The following is a 19744-nucleotide window of genomic DNA, read 5'->3' on the forward strand; positions in this document are numbered from 1 at the left end:
GCGGCTTTTTGCACTGCAGGAAGGGCTGCTTACTTGGCGGCCGATGCTGCTTGCGACTTGCCCGGCAGCTTTTCCTTGATGCGTGCCGAACGGCCGCTGCGTTCGCGCAGGTAGTACAGCTTGGCACGGCGCACATCGCCACGACGCTTGACTTCGATGCCGGCGATCAGCGGGCTGTAGGTCTGGAACGTACGTTCCACGCCTTCGCCGCTGGAGATCTTGCGCACGGTGAAGCCGCTGTTGAGGCCGCGATTGCGCTTGGCGATCACGACGCCTTCGTAGGCCTGCACGCGCTTGCGGGTGCCTTCGACGACGCTCACGCTGACGATGACCGTGTCACCGGGCATGAAATCGGGGATCTTCTTGCCGAGGCGGGCGATTTCTTCCTGCTCGAGGGTTTCGATGAGGTTCATGATTTCCTGATATTCGATCGTGTCGGGCTACACAAAAGGCGCCGTTGGTATCTGTCACCCGGGGGTGGGCAGAAGGCCAGGCGCGGCCGGGCAGAGGATCGGGGAGCCCGAGATTATAGCTTTTTTTTCAGCACCGTCTCATCGGCCTTGTCCAGGCGGCCGGCAGCGCGGGCGGCATCGATGAGATCAGGGCGCCGGGCAGCTGTCATGGCCAGCCGCTGGTCACGGCGCCAGCGCTCGATCTGCGCATGGTGGCCCGAGAGCAAGGGCGCCGGAACGCCTTGCCCGTTCCACTGCTCGGGCCGGGTGTAGTGCGGGCAGTCGAGCAGGCCGTCGAGCGCGGGGTTGAAGCTGTCCTGCACATGGCTGGCCTCGTCGCCCAGCACGCCGGGCTGCAGCCGCGCCACGGCGTCGAGCAGCGCCATGGCCGCGATCTCGCCGCCCGAGAGGACGAAGTCGCCGAGGCTGATCTGATGGGTGACACGCGCGTCGATGAAACGCTGGTCGATGCCTTCGTAGCGACCGCAGACCAGCACCGCGCCTTCGCTGGCCGACCAGCGCTCGACCGCTTCGTGGCGCAACGCCTCGCCGATGGGGGAAAACAGCACGACGGGCGCCGCCGCGCCACGCGCGGCCAGCGCCGCATCGAGGCAGGCCGTCAATGGCTCGGCCATCATCACCATGCCGGGGCCGCCGCCGAAGGGGCGGTCGTCCACGCGCTTGTAGTTGCCCTGCGCGAAATCGCGCGGATTCCAGAGCACGACCTCGACCTGCCCGGACTCGTAGGCACGGCGCGTCACGCCGCTGGCCATGAAGGGCGCGAACAGTTCGGGAAAGAGCGTGAGGACGTCGAAGCGCATGCGTGCGCGGCCCGGGGTCAGAACTCGGGTTGCCAGTCGACCGTGATGAGACGGCCGGGCAGATCGACCTTGTCGACGAAGACAGAGACGAAGGGCACCATCCGCTCGACGGCCTTGCCGTCTTCTTCGGCGGTGAGCACGAGCGTGGTCTGCGGACCGGTGGCGAGCAGCTCGCGCACCGTGCCGAGCGTGACGCCTTCGCGGTTGACGACCGAAAGGCCGATCAGGTCGACCCAGTAGTACTCATCGATGCCCGCGGTCGGAAAGCTGGAGCGCGGCACGAACACGCGCGCGCCGCGCAGGGCCTCGGCCGCATTGCGGTCGGGCACGTCCTCGGACGAGGCGACGATGCTGTCGGAATGTTCTTTGGCTTCGCGGATCGCGAGCCGGAAAGCGGCGGTTTTCGACGAGGCTCCAGGAGCCTGCAGGAACCAGCGCTTGGAAGAAAAAAGCGCCTCGGGCTGGGCGCTGTGGGGCAGGACCTTGAACCAGCCCTTGATGCCCCATGCATCGGCGATGCGTCCTACCTCGATCGCGTCCGCCGGCAATTCGGCGGCTTCGAGTGCGGGCAACATCGCCGGGCCGGCGGCTTAGGCTGCCGCCTTGGGCGCTGCGGCTGCAGCTTGCTTGATCAGGCGCAGGACCGTGGGCGAGGCTTGCGCGCCAACGCTCTTCCAGTAGGTCAGGCGATCCTGGGCAATGCGGATGCTTTCTTCGTTTTCCTTGGCGGTCGGGTTGTAGAAACCCAGGCGCTCGATGAAACGGCCATCGCGGCGAACGCGCTTGTCCGACACGACGATGTTGAAGAACGGACGGCCTTTGGAGCCGCCGCGGGAGAGTCGAATGACGACCATGATTTATCCTTGGGTGGTGCAACAAGCCCCATCTCCAGATTTTCTAGATGAGAAGGCCCGGTCACAATGTTCTTCCAGCGTCGAGACACGCGACATGGCCACCCGGCCAGCGACACGCTGAAAAGCCTGCGATTATAGCCCGCTACGCGTTTTCTCCGAATTTTCGGCCCCGCGCCGTCTCTTTTTCACCCATGACCCTCTGCATCCGCCCCAGCCGCGACGACGACGTCGCGGCCATCTCGGCCATCTACGCCCACCATGTGCTGCACGGCACGGGCACCTTCGAGACCGAGGCGCCCTCCGCCGCCGACATGGCCGCGCGCCGCGCCGACGTGCTGGGCAAGAACCTGCCCTACCTGGTCGCCGAGGAAGATGGCGAAATACTGGGCTTTGCCTACTGCAACTGGTTCAAGCCTCGCCCGGCCTACCGCTTCTCCGCGGAAGACTCGATCTACATGTCGGAGTCAGCACGCGGCAAGGGTCTGGGCGCCAAGCTGCTGGCGGCGCTCTCGCAGGCTGCGCAAGCTGTCGGCGTGCGCAAGCTGATCGCGGTGATCGGCGACTCCGCCAATGCAGGCTCCGTCGGCGTGCATCGCAGCCAGGGCTTCACGCACGTGGGCGTGCTGAAGGACTGCGGCTGGAAGTTCGGCGAATGGCGCGACGTGGTCCTGATGGAAAAGGTGCTCGGCGAAGGCAGCACGACAAAACCCGAATGAAAAACAAAACTACCGCAGCGTGGCTCTCCTTCCTCGGTGGCCCCCTGGGGCTGCACCGCTTCTACCTGCGCGGCATGGGCGACTTGCTGGGCTGGCTGCTGCCCATTCCGACGGCGCTGGGCATCTACGGCATCGAGCGCGTGCGCATGTACGGCGTGGACGATGGCCTGAGCTGGGCGTTGATTCCGCTGCTGGGCTTCACCATCGCAGGCTGCGCGCTGATGGCGATCGTCTACGGGCTCATGACACCCGAGAAGTGGAATGCCCGCTTCAACGCGAGCGCACCCGTGGATGCCGCGCCGGGCCAGACCAACTGGTTCACCATCGGCGCCGTGGTGCTGTCGCTCTTCTTCGGCAGCACGATCCTGATGGCCAGCATCGTGTTCAGCTTCCAGCGGTACTTCGAGCACCAGATCGAAGAAGGCCGAAAGATTTCGCAGTAATCAGCTCGCCTCCGGGCAGCGCGCACTTCGTGTCGCTTCGCCTATCCCCTGCCGGGGCGGCCGTGCGCGGCGCCCCTTGAAGGGTCCGGCCGCTGTCAGAACAGCTGAATGCTCAGCCAGTAGGCAATCGCGGCCACGAAGGCCGACGCCGGGATCGTGAAGATCCACGCCCAGACGATGTTCCCCGCCACGCCCCAGCGCACCGCGCTCGCGCGCTGGGTGGAGCCCACGCCCACGATGGCGCCGGTGATGGTGTGGGTGGTCGACACCGGAATGCCCAGCGCCGTCGCCAGGAACAGCGTCAGCGCCCCGCCCGTCTCGGCGCAGAAGCCGCCCACCGGCTTCAGCTTGGTGATCTTCTGGCCCATCGTCTTCACGATGCGCCAGCCGCCGAACATGGTGCCCAGCGCGATGGCGGTATAGCAGCTCACGATGACCCAGGTCGGCGGTGCCGAATCGGCGGCCGAGGCGTAGCCCGTCGCGATCAGCAGCATCCAGATGATGCCGATGGTCTTCTGCGCGTCGTTGCCGCCGTGGCCCAGGCTGTAGGCGCCGGCAGACACCAGCTGCAGCCGCCTGAACCAGCGGTCCACGCGCGAGGGCGTGGCACGCCGGAAGCCCCAGGCCACCGCGATCATCATCATCGAGCCCAGGAGAAAGCCCAGCAGCGGCGACACGAAGATGAAGGCCACCGTCTTCCAGATGCCCGAGGCCACCAGGCCCGTGGTGCCGGTCTTGGCGATCACCGCGCCCACGATGCCGCCGATCAGCGCGTGCGACGAGCTGCTCGGAATGCCGTAGTACCAGGTCACCAGGTTCCAGCTGATGGCGCCGATGAGCGCGCCGAACACCACGTGCACGTCGACCACCCCGGGCTGGGCGATGCCCTTGCCCACCGTGGCGGCCACGCTCAGATGAAAGATGAAGATCGCGACCAGGTTGAAGAAAGCCGCGAACACCACGGCCTGCCCGGGCTTGAGCACGCCGGTGGAGACCACCGTCGCGATCGAATTGGCGGCGTCGTGGAACCCGTTCATGAAGTCGAACAGGATCGCGAGCACGACCAGCACTATCACCACCCAGAGGGCGACCTGAACCGTTGCCATCGATGGCTACCCGCTCAGGAGTTCTCGAGGACGATGCCCTCGATCACGTTGGCCACGTCCTCGCACTTGTCGGTGATCGTCTCCAGCAGCTCGTAGATCGCCTTGAGCTTGATCACCTCGCGCACGTCGGGCTCCTCGCGGAACAGCTTGCTCATGGCGCTGCGCATCACGCGGTCGGCGTCCGACTCGAGGCGGTCGATTTCCTCGCAGGTCTTGAGCACCGCCTCGGCCACGGCCGGGTCGGCGATCTTGCCCAGGAACTTGACGGCGTCCTTCAGGCGGTCGCAGCACTTCACGCTCAGGGCGGTGAGGCGCACGATCTCGTCGGTCATGTGGCGCACGTCGTACAGCGCCATGGTCTCGGCCGAGTCCTGGATCAGGTCGGCCACGTCGTCCATCGTGTTGATGAGCTTGTGGATCTGCTCGCGGTCGATGGGCGTGATGAAGGTCTTGTGGATCAGCCGGTTGACGTCGTGCGTCACGCGGTCGGCGGCGCGCTCGGCGTTGTCGACGTCGCGGTTGTATTGCTCCCGCAGGTGCACGTCGTTGTAGTTGGCGACGAGTTGCTCGAAAGCCCTCGCCGCCTCCACGATGCGCTCGGCGTGCTGGTTGAACATCTCGAAGAAATTGCCCTCGCGGGGCAGCAGCTTGCCGAACATGGAAACTCCTGGGGTGCGCCAACCACAACGGGATGACGCCTTCATGAAAAACCGGCGAAGTTTAACGGGAGCGACGATCGTGTCCGGGCCGGCCGGCTTTTCGGGGCCGCCGGATGGCCCCGGATTCAACCCGGCAGCTGCAATACCGGCAGGTGCCAGCCGCCGTAGATGCCGCCCATCCGGAGCGCCACGATCAGCAGCACACCCGCGTGAAAGGCCCAGCGCCGGGGCGTTCGGGCGGCCTGCAGCAGCAGGTAGGCGGCGATGCCCGCGATTGCCGCGGAGCCGTAGATGCCGCTGCTCAGCAGCAGCGGGACGCGGGCGGTGAACACGTCGCGCAGCAAGCCGCCGGCCGCGCCGGTCATGGTGCCCACCAGGATCACGATGACGGCCGGCAGGCGCCGCTCCTCGGCGATCTGCGCCCCGGTGATGGCGAAAAGGGCCAGCCCGAGCGCATCGGCCAGCGCCAGGGCGTGCTCGGGCATCGGCAGCAGGTGCACCCAGGCAATCGTGAGCGCCGCGGCCGCCAGGATCACATGGACATAGCGGGTGTCGCGGATCCAGAACACCGGATGGCGGTCGAGCAGCAGGTCGCGCAGCGTGCCGCCACCCACCGCGGTGACCGAGGCGATCACCACCACGCCCAGCCAGTCCAGGCCCGCATGACCGGCCCCCAGCGCCCCACTGACCGCGAAAACCGCCACGCCGGCGAGATCGAGGACGTAGAGCAGCACGGCCTCGGGCCTTGTCTTCAGACGATGCGCTTGACCACCTGGCCCGTGACGCGTGCCAGCGCCGCGCGCGGCACCTTGTCGGGGGCGATCTCGGCGAGCGGCTTCAGCACGAAGGCGCGCTCGCGCATGCGGGGATGCGGCAGGGTCAGCGTGGGCGTGTCGATCACCGAGTTGCCGTGCATCAGGAGGTCCAGGTCGAGCGTGCGCGGCGCATTGGGGAACGGCCTTTCGCGGCCGGCCTGCGTTTCCAGGCGCTGCAACGCCACCAGGAACTGCTCGGCATCCAGGCCGGTGCGCACGGCCACCACGGCGTTGACGAAATCGGGGCCTTCGGCCTCCACCGGCTCGCTGCGGTAGAGCGACGAACGGGCGGTCACCGTGGTGCGCTGCAGCGCGCCGATGGCAGCCATGGCCGCCTTCACGGAGGCCTCGGCATCGCCCAGGTTGGCGCCGATGGCGACGAAAGCCTGCACGGTCGGGTAGTCCTCCCGCGGACCGCGGGGGCGGCTCGTGGGGGCACGGGCGGGCGCACGGCGTGCGGGAGGGCCGCCGGGTGGGCCCTTCCTGGCGCCGGCCGGCGCGGGCCTGGCACCACCCGCGCGCGGCGGTGCGGCCTTGGCCTTGTCACCGGCCTTGGGGTTCTTCTTGCCGTCCTTCGGCTGGTCGGACGCGCTCATTCGCCTGCGGCGCCCCCGCCGCCCTCACCACCACCGCCACCGGTGCGGGGTTTGCGGCGGCGCCGGCGCTTGCGCGCTGCGGGCGCCTCGCCATCGGGCGGCACGGCGCCGGCCTCGACTTCGACTTCTTCGTCCTGTTCCGAATCCTGGGCTTCACCCTGGCGCTGCCGGCCGGCCGGCTCGCTGCGGGGCTTCGGCGACGGCGACGACGGCGGCGTCTCGCGCACACGCACGCGCTGGCGGGTCTTCTGCTCGTCGCGCACCTGCTCCAGCAGGTCTTGCCGGCGCACGTCGTCGGCGGTGCTGAATTCCTGCCACCACTCGGCAATCGCCTCGCCGACCTCGCCCACGTCGGCGCGCAGGCGCATGAAGTCGAAGGCGGCGCGAAAGCGCGCCTGCTCAACCAGGCTGTAGGGCGTGGAGCCGGTGCGCTTGTCGAAGCGCGGCTGCATCATCCAGATCTCGCGCATGTCGGCGGCCAGCTTGCCGCGGCCGGACACGTCGCCGATGCGCGAATTGAACACGTCGTCGATCGCGTCCTGCAGCGCCGGGAACGGCGGCTGCGGGCGCTGGCCGTGGCGGCCTTCCTGGCGCTGGGCCCAGCCGTCGCGCACGTCGGCCCAGAGCACGCAGGCCAGAAGGAAACTGGGCGCCACGGGCTTGCCTTCGCCCACGCGGCGGTCGGTGTCCTGCAGCGCCGCCTTCACGAACGGCTGGTCGGCACGCTCGACCACCACGTCCAGCAACGGGTAGATGCCCGTGGCGAGCCCGAGCTTGCGCAGTTGCTCGATGGTTGCAATGGCGTGGCCGGTCTGCAGGAGCTTGAGCATCTCGTCGAACATGCGGCTTTGCGGCACGTCGGCCAGGAGCTTGCTCGACTCGATCAGCGGTGCGGCGGTCTTGGCTTCCATCTTGAAGCCCAGCGCGGCGAGCTTGGCCGAGAAGCGGATCGCGCGAATGATGCGCACCGGGTCTTCGCGGTAGCGCGTGACCGGGTCGCCGATCATGCGCAGCGTGAGCTTCTGGGCATCCTTGATGCCGTTGTGATAGTCCACCACCACCTGGTTGGCCGGGTCGTAGTACATGGCGTTGACCGTGAAGTCGCGGCGCGCCGCGTCTTCTTCCTGCGGGCCCCAGACGTTGTCGCGCAGCACGCGGCCGCTGGCGTCCACGGCGTGCTTCATGCTCGCGAGCTCGCCCTTGCTGGTGCGCTCGTTGCCGGCCACCTGCTCGGCGGCGGCGCTGTCCATGTAGGCGCGGAAGGTCGAGACCTCGATCACTTCATGTTCGCGGCCCCGGCCGTACACCACGTGCACGATGCGAAAGCGCCGACCGATGATGAAGGCGCGGCGGAACAGCGACTTGACCTGCTCGGGCGTGGCGTTGGTGGCCACGTCGAAGTCCTTGGGGCGCAGGCCCAGCAGCAGGTCGCGCACCGCGCCGCCCACCACGTAGGCCTCGTAGCCCGCCTGCTGGAGCGTGGTGACCACGTTCCTGGCGCGTTCGTCGACCAGGGCCGGATCGATCTTGTGAACCTCTGCCGGCACCTCCTGGCGCTTGCCGAAGCGGCTCTTGCCCTGTGTGCTGCCGGCGGATTTGCCCAGCAGCTTGTCGATGAATGTCTTGATCATTGGTTGTGAAAGCTCTTCTTATTCGTTTTCGAGCATGGATCGGATGAGCGGGATGGTGATCGCGCGTTGTGTCTGGAGGGCGTAGCCGTCGAGCTGGGTGAGCAGCTCCATCAGGCTGCCCAGGTCGCGGCTGAAGCGGTGCAGCATGAAATCGAGCACGTCGTCGGACAGCATCACGCCGCGCGCGTCGGCGGCCTGGCGCAGCACCGCGCGGCGTTCGGTTTCGCTCAACACCTGCAGGTGGAACACGTGGCCCCAGCCCAGGCGGGTGCGAAGGTCTTCGCGCAGCGGCAGGTCGGCCGGCGGCAGCGCGCCGGCGGCGACCACGCCGCGCTGCAGGGTCTGGGCATTGACGAACCAGTTGAAGGCCGCGTGCTGTTGCACGGCGGTGTAGAGGTGCACGTCGTCCAGCAGCACGGCGCCCCAGCGCTCGTCGAACTCGGGCGGCTCGATGAGGCCCGCGTGCAGCCAGCCCACGCTGGCGCCCTGCTCGCGCAGTGCGACACGCACCGATTCGAGCAGATGGGTCTTGCCACTGCCGCCTTCGCCCCAAAGATAGGTAGGCACCGGCGAGTGCAGCGCAGGGCTGCCGGCGCTGCCCACCCACACTTGCAGGTGGCGCAGCGCCGCCTCGTTGGGGCCGGCAAAAAAGGCGTCGAAGCTGGGGCCCGTCGCAATGCCGATATCGAGCGCGAGCTGTTTCATCCCGGGAAGGTTCATGGAGGGGGCCGCTGGGGCCCTTAAAATCAACAGGAATTCTATCGGCCCGGCCGCTCCGGTTGCCGGCGCCTCTACCACCCCGCCTCTTGTGGGCTCTCTTGTTCGCTTTCGCACACCCATGACCTCCCCTACGCCCACCCCGCTCAGCTACAAGGATGCCGGTGTCGATATCGATGCCGGCGACGCGCTGGTCGACCGCATCAAGCCCCTGGCCAAGAAGACCATGCGCGAAGGCGTGCTGGCCGGCATCGGCGGTTTCGGCGCCCTGTTCGAGGTGCCCAAGCGCTACAAGGAGCCGGTGCTGGTGAGCGGCACCGATGGCGTGGGCACCAAGCTCAAGCTGGCTTTCGAGTGGAACATGCACGACACCGTGGGCATCGACCTGGTGGCCATGAGCGTCAACGACGTGCTGGTGCAGGGCGCCGAACCCCTCTTCTTCCTGGATTACTTCGCCTGCGGCAAGCTGGACGTCGAAACGGCCGCGGCCGTGATCGGCGGCATCGCCCGCGGTTGCGAAATCTCCGGCTGCGCCCTGATCGGCGGCGAAACCGCCGAAATGCCCGGCATGTACCCGGCCGGCGAATACGACCTGGCGGGCTTCGCGGTCGGCGCGGTCGAAAAATCGAAGATCCTCACCGGCCAGGACGTGAAGCCCGGCGACGTGGTGCTCGGCCTGGCCTCGGCCGGCGTGCATTCCAACGGCTTCAGCCTGGTGCGCAAGGTGATCGAGCGCGCTGGCGCCGATTTGCCCGCCACGCTCGACGGCAAGCCCTTCCGCGAAGCCGTGATGGAGCCCACCCACCTCTACGTGAAGCCGGTGCTCGAAGCGCTGGGCAAGCACCCGATCAAGGCGCTGGCGCACATCACCGGCGGCGGCCTGCTCGAAAACATTCCCCGCGTGCTGCCCGAAGGCACCGCCGCACACCTCAAGAAGGGCAGCTGGCCGCAGACCGAGCTCTTCGCCTGGCTGCAGAAGGTGGCCGGCATCGACGACATCGAGATGAACCGCACCTTCAACAACGGCATCGGCATGGTCGTGGTCATCGACGCGGCCGAGGCGGCCGCCTGCGCCGCCACGCTGCGCGCCTCGGGTGAAAAGGTGCACGAAATCGGCGTCATCGCCGAGCGCGGCGAAGGCGCCGCGGTGGTCGTGGGCTGATCGGCCCAGGTTCCGCACCCCACCCAGCACTCGCGCACCGCACCCGCCCCCCGGATGGCCAAGAAGCCGCAACCCATCTTCACCGCCGCCGCACCCGCGGCGCCCACACCCACGGCGTCCATTGCCCGGCCCACGGCCTCGCGCGGCGTCATGCTCGCCAGCTACCTGCTGATGCTGGGCGCGCTGATGCTGGTGATGTGGGAGCACCTGCTGCCGGGCCTGATCTGCGTGTGCATCGGCTTCCTGGTCACGCGCTGGTTCGCCCGCCTGCTCGAAAAGGGCTTCCTGCGCATTCCGGTCATGCGCGCCAGCGCCGCAGGCTGGGCCGGCGTGCTGGCGGTGATCGTGGTGCTGCTGGCCCCGGCCGCGTTGGTCACGCTGGGGCTGTCGCAGGCGCGCGAGTACATCGTCGATGCGCCCGACCAGTACCGCGAACTGCTCGACTACACCGCCCGCACGGTGCTCGAGCTGCGCTCCAAGCTGCCGCCCGACATCGCGACCTACCTGCCCGAAGGCGCGGCCGAGATCCAGCGCGTGATCGCCAACTACCTGCGCGCGCAGGCCGGCTCGCTCGCGATGGCCGGGCGCGCCTGGCTGCACGGGCTGCTCTTTTCCTACGTGGGGCTGATCGTCGGCAGCCTGGCCGCCGTGGCGACCGCACCGCTGCGGCGCAAGCCCCTGGCCGAGCAGTTGCACCAGCGCGTGGAGACCTTCGGCGAGGCCTTCGCCCAGATCGTGGCGGCCCAGTTCTGGATCGCGGCCTTCAACACGCTGCTGACCGCCATCTTCCTGCTGTTCCTGATGCCGCTGTGGGGCGCGCACCTGCCCTACACGCCGGCACTCATTACCCTCACCTTCCTGGCCGGGCTGGTGCCGATCGTGGGCAACCTGGTCTGCAATTCGGTGATCACGCTGGTGGGGCTGTCGGTCTCGCCGATCACGGCGCTGGCCTGCCTGATCTTCCTGGTCGTGATCCACAAGGCCGAGTACGTGATCAACGCCAAGGTGGTCGGCGCGCGCACGCAGATGAGCGTGTGGGAACTGCTGGCGGTGATGTTCGTGGCCGAGGCGGTGTTCGGGCCGGCCGGGCTGGTGGCGGCGCCGCTGTACTACGCGTACCTGAAGAAAGAGCTGCAGGCCGCATCGCTGGTCTGACGGCTTGGCAGGGCAGCAATGTCCTGATCTGATCGGTTCTGGTCCGCTTCGGCGCGGACCGAACCCCTGTCAGCGCAGAAGAATAGGCGGCATCATCCACTGCGCTTCTGCGAGCCCGCCAACGCCATGAAAACCTGTCTGATTGTGATCGACGCCCAGGAATCGTTCCGCCAGCGCGCCTACTGGAACGAAGCCGTCGCGGCGCCCTACTTCACCGCCCAGAACGCGCTGATCGAAGGCGCTGGCGCGGCCGGCCTGCCGATCGTGCGCATCTTCCACGTCGACGCGCCCAGCGATGCGAGCAACCCGTTCGCCGTCGAGTCGGGCCATGTCCACCCCATCGACGGGCTCGCGCCGTTCCAGGCCGCGGCCACTTTCACCAAGCACCGCCACAGCGCGCTGGTCAACAGCGGGCTGGACATCTGGCTCACCGAGAACGGCATCCGCCGGCTGATCGTGAGCGGCATCCGCACCGAGCAGTGCTGCGAAACCACCACCCGCCACGCCTCGGACCTGGGCTGGGAGGTCGACTACGTGACCGATGCCACGCTGACCTTCGACATGGTGCAGCCCGACGGCCAGCCGCTTTCGGCCGCCGACATCAAGGCGCGCACGGCGACCGTGCTGGCCGGCCGCTTCGCCACGGTCTGCAGCGTGCCGCAGGCGCTGGAGCGCGCGGGCGCGGCGGCATGACCCCGTTGCGCGTGCTGATCCTGGCCTACGACGGGGTCGAGGCACTGGACTTCGCCGGCCCCTTCGAGGTGTTCACCACCGCGAGCCGGGTCAGCCAGCGCATGGCGCCCGGCACGCGCCCGCCATTCGAAGTCGCTTCGGTGGCGCATGCGCCCCGAGGCCAGTCCGTGCAGGCGCGCGCCGGCCTGCGCCTGCTGGCCGACCACGCGATCGCGGACAACCCGCCGGCCGATGTGCTCATCGTCCCCGGCGGCGTGGTCGACGCGCCGATGGCCAGCGTCGACACGTTGCGCTGGATCGCCGCTTGCGCCATCGACGCGCAAGTCGTCGCCTCGGTCTGCACCGGCGCCTTCCTGCTCGCGAAGAGCGGCGTCGTGGCACGGGAGGCCGTCACGACGCACTGGGAAGACATCGCCGACCTGCGCGAGCAGTTCCCGCAACTCGACGTGCGCGAAGACGTGCGCTGGGTCGACACCGGCCGCATCGTCAGTTCGGCCGGCATCAGCGCGGGCATCGACATGAGCCTGCATCTGGTCGAACGCCTCGCGGGCCGCGAGGGCCGCGAATTGGCCGAACGCACCGCGCGCCAGATGGACTACGCATGGACCCACGACACCCGCCACCCATCCGCGTAGTCTTCGTGCTGCTCCCCGGCAGCCTGGTGCTCGACTGGGCCGGGCCGGCCGAGGCGCTGCGCATCGCGAACCAGCGGCTGCAGGCGTCGGGCCAGCCCGAGCGCTTCGCGATCGAGTTCGCAAGCCCGCGGCCGACCTCCATCGCCTCGGTCGGCGTCGCGCTCGCCGGGCTCTCGCCCCTGCCCACGCAGTGGAGCGGCCCGGCCTGGGTGGTGCTGGTCGGCCTGCCCGGCGACACCATCGCCATCGACAACCCCGAGACGCAGGACCTGCTGCACTGGCTGCGCGGCCAGCGCTTCGAGCGCGGCCACGTCGAACTGGTCACGGTCTGCGCGGGCGCGGTGCTGGCGGCGCATGCCGGCGCGCTCGCGGGACGTCGCGCGACCACGCACCATCACCACCTGGACGAACTGCGCGCGATCGAGCCGCGCTGCGACGTGGTGAGCAACCGCGTGTTCGTGATCGATCCGCCGCTCTACAGCAGCGCGGGCGTCACGACCGGCATCGACCTCGTGCTGCACCGCATCGCCGAGATCTGCGGCGAAGCGCTCGCCGCCCAGGTGGCGCAGACGATGGTGGTGGCGCTGCGCCGCGGCCCGCACGACCCCGAACTCTCGCCCTTTCTCGCCTACCGCAACCACCTGCACGCCGCGCTGCACCGCGTGCAGGACGCCGTGAGCGAACAGCCGCAGGCCGACTGGAGCGTGCCGCGGATGGCGGACGTGGCCCACACCTCGGCGCGGCACCTCACGCGCCTCTTCGTGGAGCATGCGGGCGTGGCGCCGCTGGCCTATCTGCGGCGGCTGCGGCTCGCGGCTGCGCAGCTGGCGCTCTCGTCGGGCGCGAGCGTCACGCGGGCGGCGGAGCTGTCGGGCTTCGGCTCCGACACGCAACTGCGTCGCGCGTGGCACCAGTTCGGGTTGCCCGGCTCGCCATCGGAAGCGAACACGGCAATAAAAGCTTAGGCCGAGCAGGCCCGCGCACGCGCACGCAGCAACGCCTGCTCGCGCGAGTTGCGCGTGAGCGAGGCGGCGCGATCGAACTCCTTGCGCGCCTCGTCGCGGCGGCCGAGCTTGAAGAGCAGGTCGCCGCGCACCGTCGGCAGCAGGTGATAGCCCTTGAGCGCCGGCTCGTCCATGAGCGCATCGACCACCTCCAGCCCCGCGGCCGGCCCGAAGGCCATCGAGAGCGCGACCGCGCGGTTGAGCTCCACGATGGGCGATGGCGCCAACTCGGCCAGCGCGTCGTAGAGCGCGGCGATGCGCGGCCAGTCGGTTTCATCGGCGGTGCGCGCGCGGCCGTGGCAGGCGGCGATGGCGGCCTGCAGGGCGTAGGGACCGAGCGCGCCGAGCGCCTCGGCGCGCGCGAGGCCCGCCAGGCCGCGGCGGATCAGCATCTGGTCCCAGCGCGCGCGGTTCTGTTCGAGCAGCAGCACCGGTTCGCCCGAGGCGCCGACGCGCGCGGCCGTGCGGGAAGCCTGGATTTCCATCAGCGCCACCAGGCCGTGAACCTCGGAGGCATCGGGCACGAGTTCGGCCACGATGCGGCCCAGGCGCATCGCCTCGTCGCAGAGCGCGGGGCGCATCCAGTCGTCACCGGCGGTGGCCGAGTAGCCCTCGTTGAAGATCAGGTAGAGCACCTCCAGCACCGAGGCCAGGCGCGCCTGGAGCTCGTGCCGGCGCGGCACTTCGAACGGCACGCGCGCCTCGAGCAAGGTGCGCTTGGCGCGCACGATGCGCTGTGCCACGGTGGCCTCGGGCACGAGGAAGGCGCGGGCGATCTCGTCGGTCGTGAGGCCGCCCATCAGGCGCAGCGTGAGCGCCACGCGCGCCTCGGTCGAGAGGACCGGGTGGCAGGCGGTGAACACCAGCCGCAAGAGGTCGTCGCCGATGTCGTCGTCCAGCGCTGCATCGACCGCTTCGGCGAAATCGACCTCGGCCATCTCGTGCTGCGCGTCCAGTTCGCGGCCGATCTCGGGCGCCTTGCGCTCGGCCAGCTGGCCGTGGCGCAGGCGGTCCAGGGCGCGGTGCTTGGCCACCTGCGTGAGCCAGGCGGCGGGGTTGTCGGGCACGCCGGCGCCGGGCCATTGCTCGAGCGCGGCGACCAGCGCGTCTTGCGCCAGCTCTTCGGCCAGGCCCACATCGCGCACCATGCGCGCGACGACGGCAATGATCTTTGCCGACTCCATGCGCCAGACGGCGTCGATGGCGCGGTGGATGGCGGCTTCGTCCTGGCCGCTCACTCGACCGCTCCTTGGCTGCTCGCTAGCATGCGGCCATGAAACGATGCTTCCTGATCCTGTGCCTGTTCATGGGCTGCGCCGTCCGGGCTTCCGAGATCGACGTCGCGCTCAACGACCTCGGCATGGCCTTCGTCAAGCTGCCGGCCGGCGAATTCATGATGGGCAGCGACGAGCCTCCCGAGGCGCTGGCCGCCGCGTACCCCGAGCTGCCCAGGGAACGCTTCTCGCAACTGCAGGACGAAGGGCCGGTTCACCGGGTGCGCATCACACGGTCTTTCTGGATGGGCCGGCACGAGGTGACGGTCGGGCAGTTCCGGCGCTTCGTCGAAGCCTCGGGCTACGTGCCGGAGTCGATCGCAGACGGCACCGGCGGCTACGGCTGGCGCGCCGGCTACGACCCCGCCACGACGAGGCGCGGCGATGCTTTCGAAGGACGCGACCCGCGCTACTCCTGGCGCAACCCGGGCTTTGCGCAGGGGGACGACCACCCGGTCGTGAACGTGACCTGGAACGACGCGCAGGCGCTGGCCGCGTGGTTGAGCAAGGCCGAGGGCAAGCGCTACCGGCTGCCGACCGAGGCCGAGTGGGAATACGCCTGCCGCGCCGGCAGCCGCACGCGCTACAGCGCGGGCGACGATCCGCAATCGCTGCTGCGCGCGGCCAACGTGTTCGATGCGCGCTCCGCCGGGTACTGGCCGCGCTGGGCGCCGATGGCGCTGAAAGGCGATGACGGCTACGCCTTCACCGCCCCGGTCGGCAGCTTCGCGCCGAACGCCTGGGGGCTCTACGACATGCACGGCAATGCCTGGGAATGGGTGGCCGATTGGCATGGCGACGAATACTACGCGGGCTCCCCGGTCGACGACCCGCAGGGCCCGGCCGAGGGCACGGTGCGGGTGCGCCGCGGGGGCTCCTGGCACACCTGGCCCTTCTATGCCCGCGCCTCGTATCGCAACTGGAACGCGCCGGACACGCGCTACACGCTCGTGGGAATCCGGCTGGTGCGCGAAGAGTAGGAAGGCAGGAACACCTATTTCCTGACGGTCTGCATCGACGGAATGCTCTCGCCCACGGCCTGAAGAGCGGGCGGAAAATCTTCCAGCTCCTGGATCTGCCGCACCTCGATGACCTCGTTCTCACCGCCCGGGCAGCGCGTGGCCCATTCGATGGCCTCGGCGCGCGAGGCGACCTCGATGATCCAGTAGCCGCCGAGCACTTCCTTTGCTTCGGCGAAGGGGCCGTCGACCACCTTGGGCTTGCGCCCCGGAAAGCTCACGCGCGCGCCCATGGAGGGCGGATGCAGGCCGTCGCAGCTGATCAGCACGCCGGCTTTCTGCAGGGATTCGTTGTAGGCCATCATCGCGGTCATCGCGTCGAGGTCTTCAGGCATCGTGCCGGGCGCGGCGGTCTCGTAGCCGTGGGGAATCATCAGCATCATGAATCGCATGGTGTTTTCTCCTTGGGGTTCGATGGGCTCAGCCGGCAGCGCCGGCGCGCTTGGCGGATTCGGCCCGCAGGCGGTCTTCCTGTGCCAGCAATTCGGGCGTCATCGAATCGCCGAAATCGGTGGCTTCGAAAACCTGGCGGATCTCGATCTCGCCTTCCTGGAAGGGGCTGCGCTTGATCCACTCGATGGCTTCTTCCTTGGACTTGACCTGCAGCAGCCAGAAGCCGGCCAGCAGTTCCTTGGTTTCGGCGAAGGGACCGTCGATGACGGTGCGCTTCAAGCCCTCGCAGCGCACGCGCGCGCCCTTGGAACTGGGGTGCAGGCCCTCGCCGGCCAGCATCACGCCGGCCTTGACCAGCTCCTCGTTGAACTTGCCCATCTCGGTGAGGATCTCGGTGCTGGGCATCACGCCCGCTTCGGAATCCTTGTTCGCCTTGACCAGAATCATGAATCGCATGTCGTTTCTCCTGAAGGTTGATGAAGTCGGGAGCCGCTGCAATTGCGTGCTCCTGTACTCACGTCGGACGAACGGAAGCCGGATCGACACGTTTGCATCGGCCCAGATGTAATTTTGTGTTTCTTAATTTCAGGGCAGGTAGCCGCAGAAGCGCAGCACGTGGCCGTCGGGTTCGCGTATCGCGAATTCGCGCAGGCCCCAGGGCTGGGAGACCGGCGGCTCGATCACCGTCACGCCGCGCTTCACGTAGGCGGCGTGCAGGCCGTCGATGTCCTTGCCCACGTGAATGACGATTTCGCCGCGCCAGGGCGGCGTGCCGCGCGTGTTGCATTGCCACAGGCGCAGGTAGACCGGATCGCCATGGCTGCCGTCGCCCTTTTTCACCCGCGCATAGCTGGGCGGCTCGCCGGCGATGAAATCGAGCTCGAAGCCCAGCACGTCGCGAAACCAGCGCGCGGCACGGGAAACGTCCGACACCGGCAGCACCGGCTGCACGCCATGGAATTCGTGCAGGGTGCCCAGGTCGGGCGCCGCGCCGCCCACGCCACCCACGCCGCTTGCACCGGCCTTGGCGCTCATCCGTTGGCCGTTCGGCGCAAGGCGGCCACGCGCTCGGCGATGGCGTCGATGTCCAGGGCGTCCTCGGCGTTGGTGAGGTAGACCTCCAGGTCGCGCACCGCCAGCGCCGTGTTGCCCTGCTCCGCGTGCGCGATGCCGCGGTCGCGGTATTCGCCCCAGGCGCTGGGCAAGAGCGCGATGAGGCGGTCCTGCACGGCGATGGCGCGCTGCCAGTCTTCCTGCGCGCGGTGCACTTCCTTCAGGTTGCGCAGCATGCGGCCGATGATCTCGCGCGAACTGGCCGGCTGCAGGTACAGGCCCAGCGGCACGTCGAAGTCGCCGACCAGCCCGTTGCTGCGCTTGTAGGGCTCCAGCCGCTCGCCCAGTTCTTCGCGCGAGAGCGACTTGCCGGTGAACGGGTCGATCACCACCTGCCCCTTGGGCAGCGTGACCTTGAGCATGAAGTGCCCCGGGAAACCGATGCCGCGCGCCTGCAGGCCCAGGCCCTGCGCCAGTTCCATCCACAACACCGCCAGCGAGATGGGGATGCCGCGGCGGGTGCGCAGCACGGCGTTCAGGTAGCTGTTGTCGGGGTCGTAGTAGTCGTTGACGTTGCCGCCGAAGTTCAGGTCGTTGAAGAAGAACTGGTTCAGCGCGCGCAGCCGGGCGAGCGGTGCGGCATCGGCCGGCAGGCGCCGCTTCAGGCGGGCCAGGAGCTGGTCGACGTCGCCCAGGACCTGCTGGACGTCCAGCTCGGGGTACTCGTCCTGCGCCAGGCTGGCGGCGGCTTCGAGCAGCGGGAAATGGTCATCGCTGTGGACGAGCGATTCGAAATATTCCAGAGCGGTCGGGACCTGAAATGTGAACGTCATGTGTCTTTGTAGAGGAGCATCCGGGGAGCGTCAAGGCGGGACACATGCGTATTGCCAAGCCGCCAAACGACTCATCGGCGCATGAAACTGCGCAACCGCACCCCGACCGCCGCCAGGATGGCGAAATAGATCACCGCGGCGCCCGCGACGAGCGCGGCCAGGAGGCCGATGCGGTGCAGGGGCTGCGCGCGCAGGCCGATCCAGTCGAAATAGCGCGCGCCCCACACGAGGAAAGCCGCCAGCACCAGCGTGCCGGCCAGCACCTGCAGCGTGAACTTGCCCCAGCCGGGTTCGGGGACGTAGCTGCCGCGGCGCATGAGCCCCACCAGCAGCCAGGTCGCGTTGACCAGTGCGCCGATGGCGATGGTGAGCGTGAGCGCCGCATGCTGCAGCACCGGCACGAGGAAGAAATTGAGCACCTGGGTGAAGACGAGCACGCCCACGGCGATCAGCATCGGGGTGCGCGTGTCCTGCCTGGCGTAATAGCCGGGCGCGAGGATCTTGATGGCCACGATGCCGACGAGGCCCACGCCGTAGCCCATCAGTGCCAGGGTGGTGCGCTTGACGTCCTCGTCGCCGAAGGCGCCGTTGTGAAAGAGCACGGCGACCAGCGGCTGCGCGAACAGCAGCAGCGCGACGGCGCACGGCGCCGAGAGCAGCACCACGAGGCGCAGGCCCCAGTCGAGCAGGGCCGAATAGCGGGCGTCGTCCTTGGCGGCGCGGGCGCCGGCCAGCTGCGGCATCAGCACCACGCCGAGCGCCACGCCGAGCATCGCGGTGGGAAATTCCATCAGCCGGTCGGCGTTGACCACCCAGGTCACGCTGCCGGTCGCCAGGTGCGAGGCGATCTGCGTGTTGATGAGCAGCGAGATCTGCGCCACGCTCACGCCCAGCAGGGCGGGGAGCATCAGCTTCATCACCTTGCGGGTGGTCGGATCGGTCCAGGCGGTGCGCAGCGCCTTGAAGCTCGCGCCCACGCGGGGCATCAGGTTCAGGGCGCGCAGCGCGGGAATCTGCAGAGCCAGCTGCAGCACGCCGCCGACCAGCACGCCCACGCACTGCGCATAGATCGGCTCGATGCCATAGCGCCGGAACAGCGGCGCGCCGACCACGATGGAGAAGATCAGCGCCAGGTTCAGCAGCACCGGCGACGCCGCCGGCACCGCGAACTTGCGCCAGGTGTTGAGAATGCCGCCCGCCAGCGCCACCAGGGACATGAAGCCGATGTAGGGGAACATCCAGCGCGTCATGACGATGGCCGCGTCGAAGCCTTTCAGGCCGCTGGCCATGGCCCAGACCAGGAGCGGCGCGCCGACCACGCCGGCGACGCACACCACGAGGAGGGTCCAGGTCAGCAGCGTGGCGACGTGGTCGATCAACTCCTTGGCGCCCTCCTCGCCGCCTTCGGTCCTGCGCGCGGCCAGCACGGGCACGAAGGCCTGGCTGAAGGCGCCTTCGCCGAAGACCCGGCGGAACAGGTTGGGAATGCGAAAGGCGACGTTGAAGGCGTCGGTGAGCGCGCTGACGCCGAACACCGAGGCAAAGAGCACGTCGCGCACGAGGCCCGTGATGCGCGAGGCGAGGGTCAGCAAAGAGACGGTGGAGGCGGATTTGAGCAGGGACACGGGGGCGAGTGTAGGGCCCCGAAAGTGCCCGAAACGGCCGGATTCGGAGGAAAGGCCGACCCAGCCTATAATGGAGGGCTTTGCTGCA

Annotated in this window: 24 protein-coding genes; 8 read left to right on the forward strand and 16 right to left on the reverse strand. The window is 68.5% G+C overall.

Annotated features, from left to right (window positions below; genetic code table 11):
- Window positions 1-29 precede the first annotated feature (29 nt).
- From rplS to rpsP, 4 genes are all read right to left on the reverse strand, one after another.
- Entirely contained in the window at window positions 30-413 is a 384-nt protein-coding gene (gene rplS / locus BM133_RS14910; protein ID WP_018903298.1) for a 50S ribosomal protein L19, read from the reverse strand.
- 113 nt (window positions 414-526) lie between these two features.
- Window positions 527-1273 carry a tRNA (guanosine(37)-N1)-methyltransferase TrmD gene (gene trmD / locus BM133_RS14915; protein WP_093434735.1) on the reverse strand — a complete coding sequence of 249 codons (747 nt, stop codon included), beginning with the start codon at window positions 1271-1273 and terminating at the stop codon, window positions 527-529.
- A 17-nt stretch (window positions 1274-1290) separates the two neighbouring features.
- The gene (gene rimM / locus BM133_RS14920; protein WP_093434737.1) at window positions 1291-1848 is read right to left on the reverse strand and encodes a ribosome maturation factor RimM; all 558 of its coding nucleotides are present in this window, start codon (window positions 1846-1848) and stop codon (window positions 1291-1293) included.
- A 15-nt stretch (window positions 1849-1863) separates the two neighbouring features.
- Window positions 1864-2127 (reverse strand): 30S ribosomal protein S16, encoded by a 264-nt coding sequence (gene rpsP, locus BM133_RS14925; RefSeq protein WP_013540078.1) that lies wholly within the window; start codon window positions 2125-2127, stop codon window positions 1864-1866.
- 191 nt (window positions 2128-2318) lie between these two features.
- On the opposite strand from rpsP, the gene BM133_RS14930 reads away from it, so the two are divergent.
- Together BM133_RS14930 and BM133_RS14935 are read left to right on the forward strand one after the other, a co-directional pair.
- On the forward strand, window positions 2319-2843 hold the full coding sequence (locus BM133_RS14930; protein WP_093434738.1) for a GNAT family N-acetyltransferase: 525 nt from the start codon (window positions 2319-2321) through the stop codon (window positions 2841-2843).
- A complete protein-coding gene (locus tag BM133_RS14935) occupies window positions 2840-3286 on the forward strand; it encodes a TM2 domain-containing protein (RefSeq protein WP_093434740.1) in 447 nt (148 codons plus the stop codon). The genes BM133_RS14930 and BM133_RS14935 overlap by 4 nt, the downstream gene beginning before the upstream one ends.
- Window positions 3287-3381: 95 nt before the next feature.
- On the opposite strand, the gene BM133_RS14940 is transcribed toward BM133_RS14935, so the two are convergent.
- The 6 genes from BM133_RS14940 to hda form a co-directional block, all read right to left on the reverse strand.
- Window positions 3382-4392 carry an inorganic phosphate transporter gene (locus BM133_RS14940; RefSeq protein WP_093434741.1) on the reverse strand — a complete coding sequence of 337 codons (1011 nt, stop codon included), beginning with the start codon at window positions 4390-4392 and terminating at the stop codon, window positions 3382-3384.
- Between the two features lie 14 nt (window positions 4393-4406).
- The gene (locus BM133_RS14945) at window positions 4407-5051 is read right to left on the reverse strand and encodes a DUF47 domain-containing protein (protein ID WP_093434743.1); all 645 of its coding nucleotides are present in this window, start codon (window positions 5049-5051) and stop codon (window positions 4407-4409) included.
- 125 nt (window positions 5052-5176) lie between these two features.
- On the reverse strand, window positions 5177-5785 hold the full coding sequence (locus BM133_RS14950; protein WP_093434744.1) for a trimeric intracellular cation channel family protein: 609 nt from the start codon (window positions 5783-5785) through the stop codon (window positions 5177-5179).
- 17 nt (window positions 5786-5802) lie between these two features.
- A complete protein-coding gene (gene folK / locus BM133_RS14955; RefSeq protein WP_093434746.1) occupies window positions 5803-6462 on the reverse strand; it encodes a 2-amino-4-hydroxy-6-hydroxymethyldihydropteridine diphosphokinase in 660 nt (219 codons plus the stop codon).
- Window positions 6459-8093 (reverse strand): polynucleotide adenylyltransferase PcnB, encoded by a 1635-nt coding sequence (gene pcnB / locus BM133_RS14960; RefSeq protein ID WP_093434747.1) that lies wholly within the window; start codon window positions 8091-8093, stop codon window positions 6459-6461. Before pcnB ends, folK begins: the two co-directional genes overlap by 4 nt.
- An 18-nt stretch (window positions 8094-8111) precedes the next feature.
- Window positions 8112-8798, reverse strand: coding sequence for a DnaA regulatory inactivator Hda (gene hda / locus BM133_RS14965; RefSeq protein ID WP_305728065.1), 687 nt, complete (start codon window positions 8796-8798; stop codon window positions 8112-8114).
- 133 nt (window positions 8799-8931) lie between these two features.
- Here hda and purM point away from each other — a divergent pair, with 133 nt between their 5' ends.
- From purM to BM133_RS14990, 5 genes are all read left to right on the forward strand, one after another.
- Window positions 8932-9972, forward strand: coding sequence for a phosphoribosylformylglycinamidine cyclo-ligase (purM, locus tag BM133_RS14970; protein ID WP_093434750.1), 1041 nt, complete (start codon window positions 8932-8934; stop codon window positions 9970-9972).
- A gap of 54 nt (window positions 9973-10026) precedes the next feature.
- The gene (locus BM133_RS14975) at window positions 10027-11127 is read left to right on the forward strand and encodes an AI-2E family transporter (RefSeq protein ID WP_177224806.1); all 1101 of its coding nucleotides are present in this window, start codon (window positions 10027-10029) and stop codon (window positions 11125-11127) included.
- A gap of 126 nt (window positions 11128-11253) precedes the next feature.
- Entirely contained in the window at window positions 11254-11820 is a 567-nt protein-coding gene (locus BM133_RS14980; RefSeq protein ID WP_093434752.1) for an isochorismatase family protein, read from the forward strand.
- A complete protein-coding gene (locus BM133_RS14985; protein ID WP_093434753.1) occupies window positions 11817-12455 on the forward strand; it encodes a DJ-1/PfpI family protein in 639 nt (212 codons plus the stop codon). The genes BM133_RS14980 and BM133_RS14985 overlap by 4 nt, the downstream gene beginning before the upstream one ends.
- Window positions 12422-13420, forward strand: a complete 999-nt coding sequence (locus tag BM133_RS14990) for a GlxA family transcriptional regulator (RefSeq protein ID WP_093434755.1) — start codon at window positions 12422-12424, stop codon at window positions 13418-13420. The genes BM133_RS14985 and BM133_RS14990 overlap by 34 nt, the downstream gene beginning before the upstream one ends.
- Here the strand turns inward: BM133_RS14990 and BM133_RS14995 are convergent.
- Complete coding sequence (locus BM133_RS14995) at window positions 13417-14643, reverse strand: RNA polymerase sigma factor (RefSeq protein WP_218158383.1); 1227 nt, start codon at window positions 14641-14643, stop codon at window positions 13417-13419. The two genes, BM133_RS14990 and BM133_RS14995, sit on opposite strands and share 4 nt — an antisense overlap.
- A gap of 122 nt (window positions 14644-14765) precedes the next feature.
- Here BM133_RS14995 and BM133_RS15000 point away from each other — a divergent pair, with 122 nt between their 5' ends.
- On the forward strand, window positions 14766-15713 hold the full coding sequence (locus tag BM133_RS15000) for a formylglycine-generating enzyme family protein (protein WP_256219219.1): 948 nt from the start codon (window positions 14766-14768) through the stop codon (window positions 15711-15713).
- A 14-nt stretch (window positions 15714-15727) separates the two neighbouring features.
- Here the strand turns inward: BM133_RS15000 and BM133_RS15005 are convergent, their stop codons facing one another.
- The 5 genes from BM133_RS15005 to murJ form a co-directional block, all read right to left on the reverse strand.
- Window positions 15728-16144, reverse strand: a complete 417-nt coding sequence (locus BM133_RS15005; protein ID WP_093434759.1) for a YciI family protein — start codon at window positions 16142-16144, stop codon at window positions 15728-15730.
- Between the two features lie 28 nt (window positions 16145-16172).
- On the reverse strand, window positions 16173-16601 hold the full coding sequence (locus BM133_RS15010; protein ID WP_093434761.1) for a YciI family protein: 429 nt from the start codon (window positions 16599-16601) through the stop codon (window positions 16173-16175).
- 129 nt (window positions 16602-16730) lie between these two features.
- Window positions 16731-17180 (reverse strand): bleomycin resistance protein, encoded by a 450-nt coding sequence (locus tag BM133_RS15015; RefSeq protein ID WP_093434762.1) that lies wholly within the window; start codon window positions 17178-17180, stop codon window positions 16731-16733.
- A complete protein-coding gene (locus BM133_RS15020) occupies window positions 17177-18031 on the reverse strand; it encodes a SirB1 family protein (protein ID WP_093434764.1) in 855 nt (284 codons plus the stop codon). The genes BM133_RS15015 and BM133_RS15020 overlap by 4 nt, the downstream gene beginning before the upstream one ends.
- Window positions 18032-18102: 71 nt before the next feature.
- Window positions 18103-19656 carry a murein biosynthesis integral membrane protein MurJ gene (gene murJ / locus BM133_RS15025; protein ID WP_093434765.1) on the reverse strand — a complete coding sequence of 518 codons (1554 nt, stop codon included), beginning with the start codon at window positions 19654-19656 and terminating at the stop codon, window positions 18103-18105.
- Between the last annotated feature and the right edge of the window lie 88 nt (window positions 19657-19744).

Origin of the sequence: Variovorax sp. 770b2, assembly GCF_900115685.1 — a bacterium.
In the GTDB taxonomy this organism is placed as follows: Bacteria; Pseudomonadota; Gammaproteobacteria; order Burkholderiales; family Burkholderiaceae_C; genus Variovorax.